The organism is Paraflavitalea speifideaquila (assembly GCF_032395985.1).
GTDB lineage: Bacteria > Bacteroidota > Bacteroidia > Chitinophagales > Chitinophagaceae > Paraflavitalea > Paraflavitalea speifideaquila.
Map to the genome: position 1 here is coordinate 2,055,689 of NZ_CP135920.1, position 21,284 is coordinate 2,076,972.

At 46.7% G+C, this 21,284-nt stretch carries 16 protein-coding genes and 3 pseudogenes; 10 read left to right on the plus strand and 9 right to left on the minus strand.

All coding sequences use genetic code 11. The features are described 5' to 3' along the window. Position 1 precedes the first annotated feature (1 nt). The gene (locus RS881_RS14230) at positions 2-1,411 is read left to right on the plus strand and encodes a type I restriction enzyme subunit R domain-containing protein (RefSeq protein ID WP_315821684.1); all 1,410 of its coding nucleotides are present in this window, start codon (positions 2-4) and stop codon (positions 1,409-1,411) included. Positions 1,412-1,514: 103 nt separating this feature from the next. Next, complete coding sequence (locus RS881_RS14235) at positions 1,515-2,039, plus strand: type I restriction enzyme endonuclease domain-containing protein (RefSeq protein WP_315821685.1); 525 nt, start codon at positions 1,515-1,517, stop codon at positions 2,037-2,039. 301 nt (positions 2,040-2,340) lie between these two features. On the opposite strand, the gene RS881_RS14240 is transcribed toward RS881_RS14235, so the two are convergent. The 6 genes and pseudogenes from RS881_RS14240 to RS881_RS14265 all read right to left on the minus strand — a co-directional run bounded on the left by RS881_RS14240 (position 2,341) and on the right by RS881_RS14265 (position 9,598). Beyond that, complete coding sequence (locus RS881_RS14240; RefSeq protein ID WP_315821686.1) at positions 2,341-2,712, minus strand: hypothetical protein; 372 nt, start codon at positions 2,710-2,712, stop codon at positions 2,341-2,343. Between the two features lie 445 nt (positions 2,713-3,157). Further along, the gene (locus RS881_RS14245; RefSeq protein WP_315821687.1) at positions 3,158-3,337 is read right to left on the minus strand and encodes a hypothetical protein; all 180 of its coding nucleotides are present in this window, start codon (positions 3,335-3,337) and stop codon (positions 3,158-3,160) included. Between the two features lie 1,220 nt (positions 3,338-4,557). Further along, positions 4,558-4,800 carry a hypothetical protein gene (locus RS881_RS14250; RefSeq protein WP_315821688.1) on the minus strand — a complete coding sequence of 81 codons (243 nt, stop codon included), beginning with the start codon at positions 4,798-4,800 and terminating at the stop codon, positions 4,558-4,560. Positions 4,801-5,209: 409 nt separating this feature from the next. Then, positions 5,210-5,803, minus strand: coding sequence for a GyrI-like domain-containing protein (locus RS881_RS14255; protein ID WP_315821689.1), 594 nt, complete (start codon positions 5,801-5,803; stop codon positions 5,210-5,212). Positions 5,804-7,686: 1,883 nt separating this feature from the next. Continuing rightward, complete coding sequence (locus RS881_RS14260) at positions 7,687-7,890, minus strand: hypothetical protein (RefSeq protein WP_315821690.1); 204 nt, start codon at positions 7,888-7,890, stop codon at positions 7,687-7,689. Between the two features lie 360 nt (positions 7,891-8,250). After that, positions 8,251-9,598, minus strand: a pseudogene (locus tag RS881_RS14265) (ISNCY family transposase). Between the two features lie 1,552 nt (positions 9,599-11,150). On the opposite strand from RS881_RS14265, the gene RS881_RS14270 reads away from it, so the two are divergent. Together RS881_RS14270 and RS881_RS14275 are read left to right on the plus strand one after the other, a co-directional pair. Beyond that, the gene (locus RS881_RS14270; RefSeq protein ID WP_315821691.1) at positions 11,151-11,453 is read left to right on the plus strand and encodes a transposase DNA-binding-containing protein; all 303 of its coding nucleotides are present in this window, start codon (positions 11,151-11,153) and stop codon (positions 11,451-11,453) included. A 29-nt stretch (positions 11,454-11,482) separates the two neighbouring features. Beyond that, a complete protein-coding gene (locus RS881_RS14275) occupies positions 11,483-12,472 on the plus strand; it encodes an IS4 family transposase (protein WP_315821692.1) in 990 nt (329 codons plus the stop codon). Between the two features lie 293 nt (positions 12,473-12,765). Here RS881_RS14275 and RS881_RS14280 read toward each other — a convergent pair whose 3' ends face one another. The 3 genes from RS881_RS14280 to RS881_RS14290 are packed head-to-tail and all read right to left on the minus strand — an operon-like array spanning position 12,766 to position 13,468. After that, positions 12,766-13,005 (minus strand): hypothetical protein, encoded by a 240-nt coding sequence (locus RS881_RS14280; protein ID WP_315821693.1) that lies wholly within the window; start codon positions 13,003-13,005, stop codon positions 12,766-12,768. Next, a complete protein-coding gene (locus tag RS881_RS14285; protein ID WP_315821694.1) occupies positions 13,002-13,241 on the minus strand; it encodes a hypothetical protein in 240 nt (79 codons plus the stop codon). Before RS881_RS14285 ends, RS881_RS14280 begins: the two co-directional genes overlap by 4 nt. Then, positions 13,238-13,468: a peptidase associated/transthyretin-like domain-containing protein gene (locus RS881_RS14290; RefSeq protein ID WP_315821695.1), complete on the minus strand. Its 231-nt coding sequence runs from the start codon at positions 13,466-13,468 to the stop codon at positions 13,238-13,240. The genes RS881_RS14285 and RS881_RS14290 overlap by 4 nt, the downstream gene beginning before the upstream one ends. 103 nt (positions 13,469-13,571) lie before the next feature. Here RS881_RS14290 and RS881_RS14295 point away from each other — a divergent pair. From RS881_RS14295 to kynU, 6 genes and pseudogenes are all read left to right on the plus strand, one after another. Then, positions 13,572-14,670: pseudogene (locus tag RS881_RS14295) on the plus strand (P-loop NTPase). A 753-nt stretch (positions 14,671-15,423) separates the two neighbouring features. Continuing rightward, positions 15,424-16,001: pseudogene (locus tag RS881_RS59450) on the plus strand (FMN-binding negative transcriptional regulator). Between the two features lie 48 nt (positions 16,002-16,049). Further along, positions 16,050-16,535 (plus strand): glycerophosphodiester phosphodiesterase family protein, encoded by a 486-nt coding sequence (locus RS881_RS14305; protein WP_315821697.1) that lies wholly within the window; start codon positions 16,050-16,052, stop codon positions 16,533-16,535. 89 nt (positions 16,536-16,624) lie between these two features. Beyond that, complete coding sequence (locus tag RS881_RS14310) at positions 16,625-16,960, plus strand: glycerophosphodiester phosphodiesterase family protein (RefSeq protein WP_315821698.1); 336 nt, start codon at positions 16,625-16,627, stop codon at positions 16,958-16,960. A gap of 1,300 nt (positions 16,961-18,260) precedes the next feature. Beyond that, positions 18,261-19,046, plus strand: a complete 786-nt coding sequence (locus tag RS881_RS14315) for an SDR family oxidoreductase (RefSeq protein WP_315821699.1) — start codon at positions 18,261-18,263, stop codon at positions 19,044-19,046. A 1,029-nt stretch (positions 19,047-20,075) separates the two neighbouring features. After that, positions 20,076-21,275: a kynureninase gene (gene kynU / locus RS881_RS14320; RefSeq protein WP_315824477.1), complete on the plus strand. Its 1,200-nt coding sequence runs from the start codon at positions 20,076-20,078 to the stop codon at positions 21,273-21,275. Positions 21,276-21,284: the final 9 nt, after the last annotated feature.

The following is a 21,284-nucleotide window of genomic DNA, read 5'->3' on the forward strand; positions in this document are numbered from 1 at the left end:
TGTGACCGACAGAGAGGACCTCGACGATCAGATCTATCGGAATTTCCTGGGCACAGGCACTTTCAATAAGGATGCCAAATGCAGACCACGGAATAGCGAAGATTTGCGGGATATGCTGCAATCCAATACACGCTACATTTTCACCCTGATCCAAAAGTTCCGCTATCCCAAAGGCAAAGCTTATCCGGTACTTTCAACCCGTAATGATATTATTGTCATCGTCGATGAGGCCCACCGGACACAATATAAGGACCTGGCCGATAACATGCGCACAGGCCTGCCCAATGCACAATACATGGCCTTTACCGGCACTCCCTTGTTGGGCAGCAAAGATTTGACCTACAAATGGTTTGGAGATACCGTCTCCGAATACAATTTTAAACAAAGCGTGGAAGACGGTGCTACGGTCCCTTTGTTTTATCACAAACGGGTGCCTGAAGTACTCTTGCAAAACAAAGATATAGACGACGACCTGGCCGATATAGTGAGCGATGAAAACTTAACCGAAGAACAGCAGGTAAAACTGGAAAAGGAATTTGCGAAAGAAATGAGTGTCCTGAAGGCTGACGACCGGCTGGAAACCATTGCCAGAGATATTGTATATCATTTTCCCAGGAGAGGTTATTTAGGTAAGGGTATGGTGGTCACCTTCGATAAGTTTACCGCCGTCAGAATGTACAATAAGGTGAAGCGCTTGTGGGAGGAAGAAAAACGCAATCTCCAAAGTCAGATAAACGAGGCAAAGACGAAAGCCGAGCGTGACGAATTAAAAGAGACGCTGGAATGGATGCGTCGGACCGATATGGCGGTGGTGGTGAGTGAAGAAGCAGGAGAGGACGAGAAATTTGAAAAAGAAGGACTCGACATCAAGGTTCACAGGAAGCGCCTGCAGGGTGCCGACGAAAATGGGCAGGAAATAGAAGATAAGTTCAAGGATCCCAAAGATCCACTTCGCCTGGTTTTTGTTTGCAGCATGTGGCTCACTGGTTTTGATGCCCCTACTGTATCCACCCTCTACCTCGATAAGCCGATGAAAGACCATACCCTGATGCAAACCATTGCCAGGGCCAACCGGGTAACCGATTTTCGCATTCATGATAAGCCCAAGACAAACGGCCTGATAGTAGATTATTACAATGTTTTCCGCAACCTGAAAAAAGCATTCGCTTCCTATGGCGGAGGTTCCATGGAAAATGATAAAAACAAGGAAGGGGATACACCCGCCCAGGAGAATGAACAATTGTTTGTCCTGCTGAAGGATGCCATACAGGAATGCGAAACCTGGTGTTCATCCAGGAAAGTTGACCTGAATCGTATTACAGCTTCTGAAGCTGTATTCAACACGTTGAGCCTTTTTGATGAATATGCGGATACGATCCTTGCTAAGGATGAAAACAAAAACAATTCATAGTATACGAAAACGCGATTGATGCTTTATACGAAGCCTGTAGACCAGAAATAGGAACCCGCAAAAGGAATTTCCCCTGGTACCTGTCATTCGTTACCTCCGCCAGGTGATTGACGGTAGGGCCGACAGAGGTAACCTGGATAGTGCTAAAAGGCGCATTAGTCAATTGCTTGATGAAAGCATCATTGCCCAGGATAAAGATAACAATGGTACCAACGATCCTGCCATTGAGAATCTAGCAGCTAGCTCTCCGGCATTCTATATTAAGTCATGGAAACAGATTGACCTCAGCAAGCTGGATATTGAGAAGCTAAGGGAAGAATACGAAAAAGCTCCCCACAAGAATATTGAAATTGCCGATTTGCGGGCTTTTATTGCAGGCAAGCTACAGCAAATGCTGAACCAGAATAGTACCCGGTCCAGCTTTGCCCAAAAACTGCAAATAATCATTGACCGGTACAATGCTGGCAGCTCTACCAATGAAGGCTTCTTTGATGAACTCATGGAGTTTTTAGAGCAGATGTGCGAAGAAGAAATGCGGGCAGCGCGCGAGGGCATGAGCGAGGCCGAGCTGGAACTATTTGACCTGCTGAAAAAGATGGCCTTACCAAAGACGAGGAACAGAAAATAAAATTATCTGCTAAAGACCTATTACATAAGTTAAAGAATAGCAAACCCACCTTATTGATTACCGACTGGTACAAGGATACCCAAACCATGATGCAGGTACAAACCGCCATCAAAAGGTATTGGACGACACCTTGCCCGAAAGCTATGATAGGACTACATATGCTACTAAATGTGACATTATTTTTGACCATTTTCTTATCCAGGCTAGAAAAGGAAATAACTGGGGATATGCATAGTCATAATCTATAGCAAAATTGAAAAATAACAATTAATCCATTGGGATTGGGTGTATTGAATTGGTTTTAACCAAGCTCATTAATTTCAGCAGATGGATAGAAACGCTCTGCCGGTATACCTTTCTCTTTACAATAAGCTTCCATTTCTTCATCATTGCTGAAATAATCATCACAAAATTCGTCAAGCTCTTTTTCCGTTGCCCGGTAGTACCGTTCTTCTGCGGTCATCAATTTTTCAACCTGTTCAATAAATTTTTCAAATGCGCCATTGATCTTGCATAATTTGTCCACAGTCCTGAAATCCAGGTCTCGATACGTAGATGGAAAAAGCGTTTTACTACGGTAAGGGTTGGCATCTAACATTATAATACCTATTCCAAATGATTGATTCAGCCTGGCCATTTCCTCCATTAGGTTATCACTGAACTCAAATGCCACCAGATAGCCATAGTTAGCCCAACTGGAATTCGATACTGCCTGGAAAAAGGCTTTTTGAGTTCACTATCACTATTGACCTCTCTTTTTATTTCATAAGAACTTAACTTGATAATGTCATTCCGGTTAATAGATTTTAATAGGTTTTGGGATGCTTTGCTTTGAAGTGTTTGAAATTTGATCCCAACCATGTCGGGATGCGTCCAGATTTGATTACTGTCCTTACCGTTGGATTTTTCGTGGAAAATAGTTTTTGAATAAGTTCCCGAATTTTTCAAAAAACTGCTCAAAAGCTTATGTAAATCCCTTTCTTCATAACTACTTTCATTAAGTAGAGAGAGCTCCTGAAATAGCTCCTCTGCTTCTTTTTCTAACTCGACAATACTCAGCCTGGGTTCGTTCTTTGCCAGATAATAAACATAGGTGTCTCCATGCTGTTTGATACGTTTTACCCGCGCATCTCCGTTTCGGATAAAATCCCCGAGTTGTGAAGCAACTGTTGCAGTAGGTTTTTGGTAGCTCCAAAGTTATAGTAATTGTGCTTAACAATATGCTGGTAAACATCTACGTAATTAGCCGGTTCCTTTAAATCGTCGAGGCTTTTTAAAATAGCTTCTTTTATCGTCATTATACCAGTTTTTGAGATAATCTAAATACTGCACCCTTGGTATAGGCGCATTAGAGGGGAATAAGATAATAAATTTTCCGTAAACGATAATAATTGCCCCATCTTCCCAAAAACAAAAAAGCCCCGCATAAAAATGCAGGGCGTAACTAATCAAATTCGTTAACCATTAAACCTTATCCTTTTATTATAACAAGTAAAATGGCGCAGTGTACTAAAAGAGATGTCCACTTTTTTAAAAAAACTGAATAAACGCATTTTAAACCTGGGCAATTTGATTTAAAACAAGCGATTCGTTTTTAGTTCCCAATGAGAGACCAGTCACAATCCGGAAAACCGTATGTCTTGTTTTAAATGATTTGGTCACAGCTACTCGACCAATAAATGGTATAGACCGAACGCAACCTGATTGATCCTATCCTGACAAATGCTAGGTAACCCTTCCGGAAAACCATAATTAAGGGAATCCTTTAAACAACTTAATCACTCCTCCCGAAGAACCCTTTACCAGCCGACTATCAAATTTCCAAGGCTTACACTATTACACTAACCATTACCTTCTTCATCTGATAAACCCAATATTATATCAGCGTAATCTGCGATTCCCATTCGCCACTTACCCTCTCGCCATCCCACTCGGTCCGCCAAAACCCCTCACTAGCCCGCACCTGCCAACCACGCAAAGGCCCTGATCCCTGACCCACCTTAGCAGTAGCAACGGCCCCTCCTACTAAAACATCAAAAACTGCTACACAAAGATATTGCGGCATGCCTGGCTGCCCCCATGCACTACTTCTCATTAACATAAATAATCGAAGCAAAAGATTACCGACTGCCGATTGCCGATTCACGAAACATCCCTCGCCCCCATGCCGCAAAAAGGTTCGGCATAAAGCGCCTGTGCCTACCATCAACAGCCAAACGCTTCTCCCTGCAAGCCCGACCTACTGGCACTCGCCACATCCCGCTCACCAAGGCCTTCACCCCCACCGTCCACAAACCTTCACTCAGACCAGCCTTGCCTCACCAGCCACTCACTCCTTACCACTCACCCGCACTCAACCCACCCCACTAGCCACTCGCCACTAACCATTCCCCATTCCTGCACCAGCTTCACCAACTAATTCACCTGCATCCATCCCCGCATTTATTCCGCGTTCCTTTTTGCCTGGCGCTCATGCCGCAATGCCCGCTGCGTGCAGCTTTTGCTGTTATTTTTTAATTTAAAATGTTTTAGTATGAAGTATTACCTCGTTGCCCGTACTACCTGCTGTATGGTGGGCATTGAGCAGTGCCGCGTCTTCTCCGTTCGCAGGTCCCGGTGCGCGGCTTTTGAAAAGGAGTTTGCCGGGCGCATCCTTCTGGTGGGCCGTAAGGCCCTCATCTGGCCGGTACCAGTGTTCGTATATGAAAAGGGCTCCGGCCCTTTCATATACGAACCATTCCCTTCTCATCCGGCAATCCATCCATAGCTGTGTAATCAGCGATTATATCAGCGTTATCTGTGATTTCAACTGACAACTCTCTATTCTCCCACTGGCTAATCCCTATCGAAGCAAAAGATTGCCGACTCACGACCCTTGGTCAAAAGGTTTCCAACAATACAAAGCTACACCCGGGGAGGCGCAGGCCCGTCTGGCCGCCCGGCGGGATCGGGCCAGACTTGATCTTTTGGTTCTTTTGCATCAAGGCAAAAGAACATAGAAAAATGCCACGAGCCACCCATGGCAAAAGAACAGAAAAAGCCCTTGGGGCCAACCCAATCCAACCTATCGTAGTAAATGCATTGCCGACTGCTGCCCACCACTTACAACTGACCTCTGTATTTCCTCGCAGCTCGCGACTCCTAAACAACCGGCTCCCGCAATATCGTCTTCAACCCTCCGGCGCCGTCTTCCTGAAATCACTCAAATAAATCTCATGGTGCAGCCCATTTTGCCGCAATCCCTTTTTATCCATATACTCCTTCATCACCAGCAAACTCTCCGGCTCCTTATCAAAAGGCCCCACATGCAGCATTTGCACACATTTACCTTCCTGCAACCTAAAGAAGCGAATGGCTGCCGCCAGCCCAATCCCTTTCTTCAGCAATACCCCATCAATCGCTGCTTGCACATCCTGTTCTTGTACATAGTCCGGCAGCCTGATCAGCAACCGGTACTGCCACTCACTGCGTGGTATCTGTTTCGGCGCTTCCTCTATCGTCAGCCCGCCATACGTTGCCTCGTCATACCACCACTGACCTTCCAGTTTGGCGACCGTAAAATCCTTTCCTTGGTCCTTAAAGGCAAATTTTACCGCGTACGCTGTTGAATACAACGCCTCTATCCGTTCCACAAAAGCAGGCGCCGAAGGGTCACCCTGTCCTTCCAGCGACAGGTATTGCGCAGCCTCGATCTCCACCAGCCCAGGCGCCCCCTTGGCCGTATAATAACTTTTGTACTTTTTCGTAAGGTCCAGTTTTTCCATACTATATTTTTATGTCCCAAAGAAAGGGTAGGTGACTGACAACCCTATGTCAGCAGCCCCTCAGCCCAATCAGCAAAATCTATATTATCCATTAACCATATCAACTCCCTAGCCATAAACTTCATTCCAATCCGAGAAATCCATACACATCCCTAGATCAGCGATAAAAAAGCCCCGTTCTTGCGAACGGGGCCACCTATGATACAGTTTAAATGTTAATAAATGACTACTTAACCAAAGCCCTGAAGTTAATAGCTAACCGCTAACTCCTCACAGTTAATTGCAATTGACTCGCAGCCCGAAGCCTAAGGCTCGCTGCTTTTATTCCCAGCCAAAACCTGCCTTTCATTTCCCGTTGCCTGCGGACCATTGTCCAGTGCCTGGTGGCTGGCTCACCGAAGGCCTTTATAGATCACAGCGGCAAAACGAAAACCAGTGGCAATAGCCCTCAGCCGGTAGCTACCTGAAAAACAAATAGCAAACAGCCAAAACCTACAAGCAAACTGCTAAAACCAACCGCCAATAGCGAAAAACCAATTCCTGACTAATCACTAATTCCTAACTGATAAAAGATAACCGCTAACTCCTAACTCCAAACTGCTGTTTCTTATTCCTCGATTCGTGTTGCACAACACTTCCTCATACATCAACCGTGCTTAGGGGCCCCGTCCACACAGTCGATCAGCATTTTTTTATGTATACCCCCCAGACCACTCAAAAGAGATCCAACGAAGCAAAAAGTTCATAATCCTCAAAATCCATTAAATCCAAAAAATCTGGTTCAGACAACAAACATACAACACCAGGATACCCATTTCCAATACCCCATTTGCCGATTTATGTCGTTTCGGCTATAAATCGACATCAATTGACGTCGATTTATAGCGGTTTCGACAAAAATAACCGAATCGACAAGCACACATTTGGAACTGGCATATCCTTCTTCTTACGTTTGTGCGGTAGTGTTATTTAAAAAGAATCCAGACCGCTCAAAAAGATTCAACGAATCAAAGGTTCATAAATCCTCAAAATCCAGTATCTGCGAAATCAGTTTAATCCGTTAATCTGCGATTAAATCCTGGTTCCGACAACAAACATACAATACACAGATACCCGTTTCCAAATCCACATTGATTGATTCCGAAAAGTTTGTAAGTTTTGAGTTATAATGATTGAAAAATCAATCATTATGCATCATTTCTTACAAAAATTGCGATATCTATCAAAACGCATTTGAGATGGCCTTTCTCGCGTCGTACGTTTGTAAGGAAGAATTACTGAAAGACAAAATAAAGACAAGGACGAAGAAGACAAGCACATAAAACAACAGTGAAGAATGTACAGAACACGGAGTAATCAGCGACCAATAATCAGTAATCAATAATTAATAATCCTTATCTCTTCAGTATAGCTTCTCTATAGCTTCAGTATACCTTCAGTATAGATAGAGTATGCTAATAACGACAAACACAAAAACAGCCCATTTTTGCACAAAGTGGCAGGAAGCTGGCGCCTCCTACCCAAAGCAACAGTGGATGTAGATAGGTTGCACCACAGGCGACTGCACAAAACAGTTCTTTGGAGAAGTGGTCACTTCTGTTCAGTCGCCAGCCTCTGGCTGGTGACGCCTATTGCAAAGCCTCCGGCTTTGTTTCAGATTAACTAAAGAACTTATTATTCACTTTTTTAAAAACAACAATGTCTAAACAGATAAGTCCCATCGTCGATTCCAAATTCGACCTCACCCACAGAGCAGGAATTGGGCCTAAGCGGTAAAGCTAAAAGCTGTTCCGCTGGCCCAGGCAGCAGTATACAAAGTGCTGGGCGAAAAAGTATTTGCCCCCAGCGTGAGATATATTAACCTGTCCCACCTATGCAATTTGTCACAACAATACAGAGATCACCTGCTCAACCTTCAACAAATACCCGGATACGTTCAGGTACAGGATCACTCCGATTATTACATTGACCCAACCGGCAACGTACAGAAATACCGGCCCGGCGACTGATTTCTTGGCCAGGTAGCCCAGACTGATCACCATAAACACCGTCTCAAAAAAATAAATAAAGTTTGTATGGAATTGCATCGGACCTACATCTTAATAGAGGACGCGGGATCAACAACCGTTCAACACCGCATCCGGAATAGCATTTTCATCAGCTCTTTTGTTATTGGACTGGGTTCAATAAATAACCTGAAAAAAAAAAAAAAAATTTATGGAAATAGTAAATGTCTACATCTAATTAGTGTCTGTCCATAAAGTCTCAATTTCTATTGTCTAACCAAACAGTCTATAAATAATGTAGACATTATGGATATTATTTTAAATGACTTTTTCAGGTATTTTCAGGGTTTAGCATTTTTTGAGGCATGATAAGCGTTTTTTACCATTTTCTTTTACTCCAGGACATGCCTTTCCCCTGTACTGCTTTATAAGTAGGCGGTATCAGGCTGTTTTTAGTAAAGACAGCATGGCCGCCGTCATTACCCGTATGTTATACCCAATAACGCTCCACATTACTTTGGCCTCAAAATGTTCAAATCCTTTCCAATTACAACGGAACAATCCAAACCCTCTTTTTATGTTGGAGATATTGGCTTCTATGCCGCTTCTCCATTTCTTTAATCTGGTTGCCCGGTTCTTACTGCTTACTTTATTTTGAAGACTGCCTACTATCTTATTGAATACAATATTCACAATACCCTTTTTCTCTGCATACTTCAGGTTATCTTTAGAAGCGTAGCCACCATCGGTTACAATATCACGGGGAACGACCCCATATGTCTTCTTAATTTTATCAATGGTTCCCGCGTACAGCGATTTATCTGATGGGTTGCCCCTTAACACTTCGCAGCTTACAATCAGATTGCTTTTACCTGTCACCAGATTGATCTTATGACCAAATGCAGCTTCCCGCTGACCTTTAACAATGATATCTGTATGCTGCTCATAGATTGAAAATATTTTCTCTTCATTCGGTACTTTCAAGCCCATAAGCTCTTTACGCTCAGCAATACTATATACATGCTCCATTACGGGCAGCAATTGTTCCAGGGATAGTTCGATGCACATTCCTCTAAAACTAAAGCTTGACTTTTTTTTACTGCATTGGCTACCTGGTTAATGCTATTGGTGAAAATATTCAATTGCTTTTTGAATAGGTCTGCCCGCTTGTCTGCGCTTCGTGTATTATTAATCTTAAAAATAACCGCTTGGCTCGTTTGCGATAATCCTGCCATTCAAGCTGGCTCGCTTCTTCCTGCAACTGCTCCAGCAACCGGTGACTATCTTTAATACAATCCCACACCAGGGAATTGTTTGTAGGGTAGTGAATATTAGTTTCTACTACCGTACTGTCCTGGCGCAATTGATTGATGTCTTCCAGCCCTTCGTGAATGGCTATCTTGTTTAGTTCTACCAGCAACCGTTCCAGATTTTCTGCTTTGATTCGTGAGATGTATTTGTGGTACACCTGGAAACTGTATGGACGCAGATCATCAATTTTTACAAACCGGGCGCAAATACGGGAATCACCCTGATGGTATTCCAACTCCCGGTAATCCAATTGCTTCAACTCTTTATAAATTGCCGCCCTCACGATCTGTTCTACACTGGGAACGTCTTGTCTGCCAAAATCACTGCGTTTGTTGCCTTCCGTAATATCTTCTGCCACATAATTCAACAACCTCGGGTGATGATCAAGGATGGTATCCATCAATCCAAATTCCGGATTGTTGGCCCAGTCAGCTTGCTGAAACTTCAATTGCAAGGGTTCAAATAATTTCATGCGCATGACACAAAATTGCAAAAATATCTTTTCAAAGATCAACCCAACTAATTACTAATCAAAATTTTATGACTTTATGGACAGACTCTAATTAGTAACGATCCCCAAAAAGCCCCCAAACCTCCAATAGGCAATCTGGTTACCACCGAATTAAAAGACAGTTTAAATAGCAACAATCCCATCATTAGCCATGGAGCCTTTCCTTTTTTGAAGCATCTATTTATTCACAGTTCATTCGTCTCTCCTCTTGGTTAAGCTTGGATGAGTAGTAAAACATCATCTATCTCTTACTTGGGTAAGACTTTGGTTAGTAGCAATTTTTAATGCTCCGCTTATTTCCCACCTTGTCCTCCATTACCTAACAAGTAAAAACCAATTTTATGAGGTACACAAATCCCATAGCGCGCTGGACCAGATCACAGCGCAATAAAGAAAACAGCAACGACTTACGACAAGCCTCCTTGCCCCAGGCTACCTCTTTGGCTCAATTACTGGCATACATCAGGGGGCAGCAATACGCCGGCCAGTATTTCAAACCCAATTGGCAACATAAAAATTACCGGCACCTTGGTCTATATCCCGGTCTTGGCAGCCCATCCCCGTCATGGTGCATACGCAACCTAATAAATAGCAACCTCCGGCTCCCATTCATTGTATAGAAGCATCCGTTAAAAGACCTTATACTTCGTTGTAAAATTATTTCATTGCGGTTTTCATTTTGATACTGGTTACCTGGTTAGTAGCATTTTTAACTCCCAAATTGAACATTGAGCATTGAACATTTGACAATCCAGGCAAAAGCATTTTATAAGTCTGGCCTAAGAATGCACCTGTTCTATCTATGCAGACCGGCCATGTGCTAAAGTGAATATTGTCAATAGTAATAATCAGTGCGTATCTGGTAATTAGCAGCCCCGCATAGGAGTAATTTCCAATATCAACCTTATACCAATAATGATCCCTTGTACAGCATAAAAGCCCGTATTTGGTAAGCCAAGCTGCACCTGGGGAGGAGTTGGCCCGTCTGGCCGCCCGGAGGGATCGGGCCAGACTTGATTTTCTGGTTCTTTTGCATCAAGGCAAAAGAACGAAGGAAAAGTGCAAAAGAACAGAAAAAGCCCCTGTCTGCCAAGGCAATTCCCTACCCAACGAATTAGTCATTGAACAAAGGCAAGCATAAATACACAAGCGTTAATCGTGGATTCAACCATACATCTCAAGAGCATCAAAATAACTGATTCAGTAGAGGAGGGTCACCTCAACCAGTGCCAATACCCAATATTGCGGCACCCCTCCCGGCGAAAGCCTTAATCACTGATATAAGAAAAGCGCTCCCTGGCGCTTTTTTATATCAGCAGCATGAGTGCAGGTAGGCAGTCTGACCTACTGTTTCGGCACACTTGTGCCCCAACTAAAGGATAAGTTTACCAGCTATTCAAACCTGGAGGTCGCCTACAACAATAATCAAAGCTACACCTGTGGAGGAGCAGGCTCGCCAGGCTCCCGCTTATTGCCTATCGTGTGGACACATTTTTTGTATAGTTTGCGTGTTTAAACTATGCAAAAGAGAGAATTTACGGAATTAGACGACCTGCGTTTATTGTATCGTGGCAATAAGATTTTAGGGGATTTATTTAGCAAAGGTGTCCACTCGATCCGGCAGCTATCGTCTGATGAGTCTTCTGCCAAGGGGTTTTATCGTTTTTTGCAGAATGACCGTGTGAGTGAAGAAGAAATTGTCCGGAATCTGTCCGCTAACTGTAAAGCTGCCTGCCAGGATAAGTATGTGGTGTGTATTCAGGATACTACAGAAATAAACCTGAGCAGCCATAGCAGGCGGATTAAAAAGATGAGTATATAGGTACCACCAATGCCAATAATAAAAAGGGTTTGGGTTTCCTGCTGCACCCCAGCCTGGTATTGGATGCTGTTGAAGGGATTCCTTATGGCTATGCAGATATCAAGGTCTGGAACCGGTCACTGGAGTTTAAAAGTAAACATGAGCGCAACTATAGTTCATTGCCGATAGAGGAAAAAGAGTCGTACAGATGGATAGAAGTGTCTAAAAACACCAAAGAGGCGTTGGGGGATGTAGTAAAAGGAATGGTCATTGTACAGGACCGGGAAGGTGATATCTATGAGCAATTTGCTGTTATTCCGGAAGCAGGGGCCGATTTACTAATCCGGGTAAGGACCAACCGGACATTAAAGGATAAAACAAAGTTATTCAGTTGTTTGTCAGATCATCCGGTGCAAGGCACTTATGAACTGGTTGTGGATGCTAAAAACGGCAGGAAGAAGCGAATTGCCCGAATGGAAGTCCGGTATAGAGAAGTGGAAATTAAGAGAACGTATGGTAGCAGCGAAGGAGTAGTTCCATGGGTTAAACTTTGGTTGGTAGAAGCAAAGGAAGTGGGTTATGAGGGATCCGATAAGATATGCTGGCGTTTGTTAACCACCCTGGCTGTTGAAAGCGCGGACATGGCAAAAAGTTGCATTGAGTGGTATAGCTGGCGGTGGATGATTGAAGAAGTATTTAAGATACTGAAGAAAGAAGGTTATAACATAGAAGCATCGGAACTGGAATATGCTTCCTCTGTGCGAAAGATGTGTTTACTGATTATGGAAGTGGTCATTAAACTGTTCCTGATGAGGTTGTCTTATGCAGAACCTGAAGTCGCCCTTGGGGCAGAGGCTTGTTTTAGTGAGGATGAACAATTGTTTCTGGAACACCAGATTATACGACTGGAAGGCAAAACGGAAAAACAAAAGAACCCATACAGAACTCAGGATTTAAAAAGGTTTGTATGGGTTATTGCAAGAATGGGCGGATGGAAGGGCTATGAAAGTAGAAAACACCCTGGTATTACGACCCTTTGATTGGAATACAATACTTTAAAGCTGCTTTCGATGCATGGATGATAATGAAAAATGTGTCCACACGATAGGCTTATTGCGGGAGAGCGATCGGGCCTGCCTTGATCTTTTGGTTCTTTTGCATCAAGGCAAAAGAACAGAAGAAGAATGCAAAAGAACAGAAAAGCCTCCCTGCCTGGCAAGGCACTTACCATACCTGGCAAGTATACAGCCCAGCGTGTCGGCGTGCTAATGCCCAAAAACAAAAACTGCCGGCATCCGCCGGCAGCTCAATATCTTGCTAAATGTATTAATTGCTAACTCCTAAAACCCAACCCACTGTATTCATTCTGTCTCCTGTATGCTGTCTTCTGTATTCTTTCCCTAGTTATTCTTAAAATCCCCCGCTTCCACGCTTTAATAAACTCACCCCACGCAAATGGATTGAAGATATTCTGTGGTGGCGCCTGTCCCTGGTAATAATAACGTTGTGCATTGTTCTTCAACATCAGGTTCGAGTTCTCACCCCCATCGCGTGGCAGGTTGCGCGCGATCACCCGGCGTTTCGTTTCATCATTGTTTTTCGTGCCGTCTCCAGGTCATCATCCGCCACCGGAAGGCCTACAAAGTCCCGCTCAAACTGCTCCTTCGTTGGCCGCGGTTTGATGATCGTTATTGGCAGGTATTCCGCATCCGTCACCAGCAATTGAATCAGGCTGAATTGGTTCCCTTCCAGGTTACGTGGTATTTCTGCTAATTTGGGCTTATAGCCAATAGAAGTAAATTCAATCACATCCCCTTTTGCACCACGATCGAGAATACCCCTTGCTCATTCGTCTGAGTACCCCGGCGCTCGCCTTTGATCGTAATACTCACCGAGGGGATGGCCTTCAAACTGTCTGCCGTCATCACCACACCATACAATTGAATAACTGAATCCTTTAGCTTTTCAAATTGCGCATCGGCCAGGAACGGAAAAGCTATTGCAAACAAAGCGGCGAGTAGTAAATGTCTCTTCATGCGCGTCAAATATACAGACTATGCCCAAATACTCTCAACAAAATCACCCCGTTATTGGTTAATTTTGCAGTAAACTGTTTCATTTTAACAAAACACTTAGATGATGACCCCCAGCAAAGTTTTAGAGGCTTTGAGTAATGTGCAGGAACCGGATCTTGGAAAAGACATTGTGACATTGAACATGGTGAAGGATATCCTGATCGATGGTAACTATGTTTCTTTTACCGTTGTATTGACCACACCCGCTTGTCCTATGAAAGACATGATCCGCATGGCTTGTGTCAATGCCATTAAACTCATACTGAATAAGGAAGCTACCGTAGTAGTCAACTTTACTTCCAATACTACTTCCAACCGCAAAGATACCCGGGCCATACTCCCCAATGTCAACAACATCATCGCTGTTGTTAGCGGAAAAGGGGGCGTAGGGAAGAGCACCATTGCTGCCAACCTGGCACTGGCCTTTGCAAAAAAAGGTGCCCGCGTAGGCCTCATGGATGCCGATATTTATGGTCCCAGCGTACCCATTATGTTTGGTGTCCGTGGCGAAAGACCCATGATGAAACAGGTCGAAGGACAAGAAAAAGGCATGATCGTTCCCCTCGAACGCTACGGCATCAAACTCATGTCCATTGGCCTCCTCGTCGATGAAAAGAACGCAGTCGTCTGGCGCGGTCCTATGGCCAGCAGTGCTATTCGCCAGTTCGTGACCGATGTATTTTGGGACGAATTAGACTACCTCTTCATCGACATGCCCCCGGCACTGGCGATATACACCTCACCCTTCTCCAAACAGCACCTGTGACCGGCGTCGTCGTCGTTACCACACCACAGGATGTGGCCCTGGCCGATGCCAAAAGGCAATCGCCATGTTTGGCCAGGCACAGATCAAAGTACCCCTCATTGGTCTCGTAGAGAACATGAGCTACTTTACCCCCGCCGAACTTCCGGATAATAAGTATTACATCTTTGGAAAGGAAGGCGGTAAAAAACTAGCCGAAGAATATGAAATTCCATTTCTGGGACAAATACCCCTCGTCCAGTCCATCCGCGAAGGCGGCGACCAGGGTATTCCCGCCATGGTGGGTGATGATGCCATCACCAAAAAGGCTTTTGAAGAGTTTGCCGCCAATACCATCCGCTCCATTTCCATGCGCAATGCCAACCTCAACAGCCAAAAAGTAGCCGAAGTCATTGAGTAATACCTAAATAATAGCACCTAATAGTAAGTGGCTGGTGGCTAGTGGGACCTTTCAGATTTACCTACTCCCCACCAGCCATTCACCATATACCCCTCGCGCCCATGCAAAGCAGGTGATTCACCATTGCAGACTGCCGAACCCCGGCGGCCGAACCCCGGCGGCCGATTCACAATCCCAAGCCCAAAAGTTGCCAATAGTAAGTGATCAAAGCTGCACCCGGGAGGCGTGAGCCCGTCTGGCCGCCCGGAGGGATCGGGCCAGACTAGACTTTTGGTTCTTTTGCGTCAAGGCAAAAGAACAGAAAGCCTATAAGCCATTCAAACCTAATGCTCCTCAAAGTAAATAATCAAAGTTACACCCGGGGAGGAGTAGGCCCGTCTGGCCGCCCGGAGGGATCGGGCCAGACTTGATCTTTGGTTCTTTTGCATCAAGGCAAAAGAACATATAAAAAGCGCCACCAGGCCCCTGGCAATGGAACAGAAAAGCCCCCTGCCTGCCAGGGCACTTTGTGCCCTCCAGGCAAACGCCTGCCATCCCATCCGCGAAATCCCTCAAAATCTGCATAATCTGCGTTTCCCTTTTCCCCATTTCCCCGACCAATATGCTTTATATCAACTAATTTTGCGCGATCCACCTGGAAAAACACCAGTTCGCGCAGTCACCTGCATCCACAAAAAGGAGGAAAAATACCTTCGCACCATGTACCAATTACCGTATTTCAAAGAACAAGACTTTGAAACCGTTCGTGCATTCATGAAAGCACATCCCTTCATTGTATTGACCGGCGTCGATGCCAACAACATGCCCGTGGCTACCCAGGTTCCCGTCATGATCACAGAGCAGGAGGGAAAGACCATCCTCCGTGGCCACCTCATGCGCCAAACCGACCACCACAAGGCCTTTATCCAAAATCCCAACGTGCTGGCCCTGTTTACCGGCCCCCATACCTATGTCAGCGCCAGCTGGTATTCCGATCCCCGGCAAGGCGCCACCTGGAATTACATGACCGTCCAGGCCCAGGGCACCCTCCATTCCTCGACGAAGCCGCCCTGCGCAACGTCCTGCGCCAAACCACCACCCATTTCGAACAAGGCCCCAATACCCCTGGCGCCTATGATACCTTACCCGAACAATACATCCAAAAACTCATCAAAGCCATCGTGGCCTTTGAGATTACCCTTACTCATATCGAAAATGTCTTTAAACTGAGCCAAAACCGCGATGAAGCCAGTTACCACCGCATTATTCAGGAGCTCAGGCAGGGTTCTGCTGATGCCCGGGCCATAGCCGCCGAAATGGAGCAAAGAATAGCACAATTATTTAAACAATAGATAAGATCAGGTCCTAACAAGATACCCTAATCTTGAATGATGAAACAAATGAAAGATTTTGTACAACTGATAGTTATTGTTGCCTTGATCATCAGCTGTCACGCTACCCGCAAAGGTCCGCAGTCGGCACCTGTTGTTAGTAAAGAGGATGGTCCCGGTTTCGACAAAGAAGCCCATCGCGGTGGTCGTGGCCTCATGCCCGAAAACACCATTCCCGCTATGCTCCATGCCCTCGATCTGGGCATTACCACCTTGGAAATGGATGCTGTCATCACCAAAGATGCACAGGTCATCCTTTCCCATGAACCCTTTTTCAGCGCCGCCATTGCCACCAAACCCGATGGCGTTCGCGTTACCCCACAGGAAGAACGCAGCCTCAATATATTCCAGATGACCTTTGCCGAAACCCAGCGCTACGACGTTGGTTTGGCCATCAATCCGCTTTCAGCGACCAGCAAAAATCCCCGCTACCAAACCCCTCCTGGGCGCACTCATAGATTCCGTGGAAGCCTACACCAAAAAAGAAGAACCTGACACCCGTATTCTACAACATCGAAACCAAGTCCAATCCCAAGACCGACAACCAATACCATCCCGCCCCTGATGAGTTTGTAGAAAAACTGATGGCTGTCATTCACAGTAAAGCAATCCAGGACCGCGTTATCATCCAATCTTTCGATTTCCGAACCCTTCAGGTATTGCACACCAAGTATCCCACCATTAAAACCGCCGCACTCGTGGCCGACACCCGTGGCCTCGACGAACACCTGAAACAATTGGGTTTTACGCCGACCATCTATAGCCCCTTATATACCCTCGTCAAGCCCGAGCTCATTGAACAATGCCACCAGCAAAAGATCAAGGTCCTACCCTGGACCGTCAACGACAAACCCACCATCGAAAAACTCAAATCCATGGGCGTCGACGGCATCATCACCGACTATCCCAACTTATTTTGACAAACCATACAAACGCATAATCAACATAAATAAGAAACTTCCTCCAAAGACTGTTTTAAACTATAGACACACTCATAACTTCTCATTCCTGTCGCAAGGAACTGTCATCCAAATTTTATTTGTTTGCCCCTGGCGAAAGGTGGGTCGCTCTGCAGACTGGCAAATGCAGCGTTGTAGAGCGGCTCACCTTCATCAGGAAAGAGGTGACACCTTTCCCTTACCACGAAAACGAAAAGGTGTCACCTCTTAGCCCCTGGCGCGAGTATGCAGTTCAGCCAGTGTGTTGGCGTACTCGTGCCCGACCTATCGAAGTAAATGCGTTGTTGATCCACGATCCCAAGCTAAAAGGTTGCCAATAGTAAATAATCAACCCTACACCTGGGGAGGCGTGAGCCAGTCTGGCCGCGCGGAGCGATCGGGCCAGACTTGACTTTTTGGTTCTTTGCGTCAAGGCAAAAGAAAATATAAAAAGTGCCACCAGCCACCCCTGGCAAAAGAACAGAAAAGCCGCCCCTGGCGCAAGCTGTCCCTTAAGGGTGGGTCGCTCTGCAGCCTTGGCGTATGCAGCGCTATAGAGCGGCTCACCTTCATCAGGAAAGAGGTGACACCTTTCCCTTACCACGAAAACGAAAAGGTGTCACCTCTTAGCCCCTGGCGCGAGTATGCAGTTCAGCCAGTGTGTTGGCGTACTCGTGCCCGACCTATCGAAGTAAATGCGTTGTTGATCCACGATCCCAAGCTAAAAGGTTGCCAATAGTAAATAACCAACCCTACACCTGGGGAGGAGCAGGCCCGTCTGGCCGCCCGGAGGGATCGGGCCAGACTTGACTTTGGTTCTTTTGCGTCAAGGCAAAAGAACAGAAGAAAGAGTGCAAAGAACAGAAAAGCCACTTGGGGCTACCCAAACCGCCAGGAGCACTGGTACCCCAACCGAACAGTAAGTTTACCAGTCATTCAAACCCGCAGGTCGCCTAAAACAATAACCAACCCTACACCTGGGGAGGCGTGAGCCCGTCTGGCCGCCCGGCGGATCGGTCCAGACTTGATCTTTTGGTTCTTTTGCGTCAAGGCAAAAGAACATATAAAAAGTGCCACCAGGCACCCCTGGCAACAGAACAGAAAAACTGCCCCTGGCGCAAGCTGTCCCTTAAGGGTGGGTCGCTCTGCAGACTGGCAAATGCAGCGTTGTAGAGCGGTTCACCTTCATCAGAAAATCCCGGTGCGCCGGCGTCCTTGTGCCCAAACGATTGCCGACTGCCGTTTCCCGCCTACCTTTGCCCCTCTTTTAAACCATCCACCAATGAACATTTCTTTACAAGACAAAACCGCCGTCATCGGCGGCAGCACCCAGGGCATCGGCCTCGCCATTGCACAAGAACTCGCCGCCAATGGTGCCACTTGCATACTCCTGGCCCGCAATGAACAGACTTTGCAAACCGTTGTCGCCGCCCTGCCAGTTCCCAATGCCCAGCAACACAGTTATCGCGTGGCCGATTTTGCCCACCCTGATCAGGTGAGCCAGGTCATTACCGCCATCGTGGCTGCTACCCCCGTACATATTTTAGTCAACAATACCGGCGGACCACCTCCCGGACCCATTACCAATGCTACGCCTGATGCCTTCCTCGCTGCTTTCAACCAGCACATCGTTTGCAACCAGCTCCTCGTGCAGGCCGTAATACCTGCCATGAAACAGGCTGCCTATGGCCGTATCATCAACATCATTTCTACTTCCGTACGCATTCCCAATAAAAACCTCGGCGTGTCCAATACCATCCGTGGAGCTACTGCTTCCTGGGCCAAGACCATGTCCAACGAACTCGCTCCCTTTGGTATTACCGTCAACAACCTATTGCCCGGCTATACCAAAACCCAGCGACTCGATAGCCTCATTCAAAACAATGCGGCCAAACGACAGGTACCCCCGGCGGTTATTGAAGAAGAGATGTTGCGGGAAATACCCGCGAAGCGTTTTGGCGATGCTGCCGAACTCGCTGCTGTAGCCGCTTTCCTCGCGTCTCCCGCAGCAGCCTATGTCAATGGCGTCAGTATCCCCGTCGACGGCGGCAAAACCGGGTCGATTTAAAATAGCTGCGAGCTATGAGCGGTGAGTTCTTTGCTTAGGATTGTATTCAGTCGCCAGCCGCTGGCTGGTGACGGTTATTTCAAAGCCTCCGGCTTTGCTGTAGATCACAATAGAACTTATCTATCCATTGGTTTTCGCTCACCGCTCGAACCAAAGGCAGTAAATAAAAAGCGATCAACACTGCACTTGGGGAGCAGCAGGCCCGCCAGAAAGGCTCACCGCTCGAACCAAAGGCAGTAAATAAAAAGCGATCAACGCTACACCCGGGGAGCAGCAGGCCGGCCAGAAAGGCTCACCGCTCGAACCAAAGGCCGTAAATAAAAAGCGATCAACGTTCCACCTGGGGAGCAGCAGGCCGGCCAGAAAGGCTCACCGCTCAAACCAAAGGCAGTAAATAAAAGCGATCGACACTGCACCTGGGGAGCAGCAGGCCCGCCAGAAGGGCTCACCGCTCAAACCAAAGGCAGTAAATAAAAAGCGATCAACATTGCACTTGGGGAGCAGCAGGCCCGCCAGAAGGGCTCACCGCTCAAACCAGAGGCAGTGAATAAAAAGCGATCAACGCTACACCGGGGAGCAGCAGGCCCGCCAGAAGGGCTCACCGCTCGAACCAGAGGCAGTAAATAAAAAGCGATCAACACTGCACCTGGGGAGCAGCAGGCCCGCGAGAAGGGCTCACCGCTCAAACCAAAGGCAGTAAATAAAAAGCGATCAACATTGCACTTGGGGAGCAGCAGGCCGGCCAGAAAGGCTCACCGCTCGAACCAAAGGCAGTAAATAAAAAGCGATCAACGTTACACCTGGGGAGGAGCAGGCTTGCCAGGCTGCGCGGAGCGATCAGGCCTGGCTTGATTTTTTGGTTCTTTTGCATCAAGGCAAAAGAACAGAAAAGAAGTGCCAGGGCACCCTCTTCAAAAGAACAAAAGAAAGGATCAATTCTAACGACACATCTACTACATGACATTTGACAATAACATAGCCTTCGCCCACCACCTCGATCAAAAGATCCACTAGCTTCTTTCCGAACGAATTCCTCATTCCGGGCACAACGCCCTCCAGCAAACCTATTTCCTGGGCAATTCCCTGGGCCTCCAGCCCAGGCGTACCCAGGCCTATTTACAAGAGGTCTTGAACAATTGGGCCCAATATGGTGTCGAAGCCTTTTTAATGGGCAATAACCCCTGGCTCCAATACCACGACACACTTACCGGCCCCTTGGCTACCATCCTGGGCGCCCTGCCACAGGAAGTAGTCGTCATGAACCAGCTGACCGTCAACCTCCACCTCATGATGGTGAGTTTCTACCGCCCCCAAGGCCGCCGCCGTAAAATTATCTGCGAAGCCAAAGCCTTCCCCAGCGATCAGTACATGTTCGAAACCCATCTCAAACACCTGGGCTTTGATCCCGCAGCCGTCATCATAGAAGTAGCTCCCCGTGCCGGTGAACATACCATCCGTCTGGAAGATATTATACAAACAATAGAAGATCATAAGGAAGAACTAGCCCTTGTCCTCTGGGGCGGCATCAACTATTACACCGGACAATTATTCGATATGCCTGCCATCACCAAAGCCGCACAGGCCGCAGGTGCTAAAGTGGGGTTCGACCTGGCCCATGTGGCCGGCAATGTACCCGTTCAACTCCACCATTGGAATGTCGATTTCGCCTGCTGGTGTACTTATAAATATTTGAACAGCGGCCCCGGCGCCATTGGCGGCGCCTATATCCATGAGCGTTACCACAGCGATCCCGTCATCCACCGCTTTGCCGGTTGGTGGGGCTACCAGCCTGCCACCCGCTTTCAAATGGAAAAAGGATTTGTACCTGCCCCCACAGCCGAAGGCTGGCAATTGAGTACCCCTTCTTTATTACTCTATGCCGCTCACAAAGCCGCCTTGGGAATTGTTCAGGAAGCAGGGTGGGAGGCCATTCAGCAAAAGCGCATACTACTCAACAATTGGTTGTGGTTCCTCCTGGAGCAACTTGAACTGTCCATACCTCCCGGCAAAATGGAGATCATTACCCCGCGTCTCCGGGCCGAACGTGGTTGCCAGGTATCCCTACTCATGCACAGCCAGGGCAAAAAGATCTTCGATGCCCTCACCGTCGAAGGTTTTATTACCGATTGGCGCGAACCCAACGTCATCCGTTTTGCTCCCGTCCCCTTATACAATACCTTTGAAGAAGTTTGGCGCTTTGTTCACACCCTGAAACAATTGATAGCATAAGAGCAAATA

Excerpts from the sequence above, each read along its gene's own strand:
- RS881_RS14245 (WP_315821687.1), bottom strand. The coding sequence starts at position 3,337 with ATGACGATAAAAGAAGCTATTTTAAAAAGCCTCGACGATTTAAAGGAA.
- RS881_RS14260 (WP_315821690.1), bottom strand. The coding sequence starts at position 7,890 with ATGCAATTCCATACAAACTTTATTTATTTTTTTGAGACGGTGTTTATG.
- RS881_RS14250 (WP_315821688.1), bottom strand. The coding sequence starts at position 4,800 with ATGGATTGCCGGATGAGAAGGGAATGGTTCGTATATGAAAGGGCCGGA.
- RS881_RS14315 (WP_315821699.1), top strand. The coding sequence starts at position 18,261 with ATGAACATTTCTTTACAAGACAAAACCGCCGTCATCGGCGGCAGCACC.
- RS881_RS14270 (WP_315821691.1), top strand. The coding sequence starts at position 11,151 with ATGCAAAAGAGAGAATTTACGGAATTAGACGACCTGCGTTTATTGTAT.
- RS881_RS14255 (WP_315821689.1), bottom strand. The coding sequence starts at position 5,803 with ATGGAAAAACTGGACCTTACGAAAAAGTACAAAAGTTATTATACGGCC.
- RS881_RS14305 (WP_315821697.1), top strand. The coding sequence starts at position 16,050 with ATGAAAGATTTTGTACAACTGATAGTTATTGTTGCCTTGATCATCAGC.
- RS881_RS14290 (WP_315821695.1), bottom strand. The coding sequence starts at position 13,468 with ATGAAGAGACATTTACTACTCGCCGCTTTGTTTGCAATAGCTTTTCCG.
- RS881_RS14310 (WP_315821698.1), top strand. The coding sequence starts at position 16,625 with ATGGCTGTCATTCACAGTAAAGCAATCCAGGACCGCGTTATCATCCAA.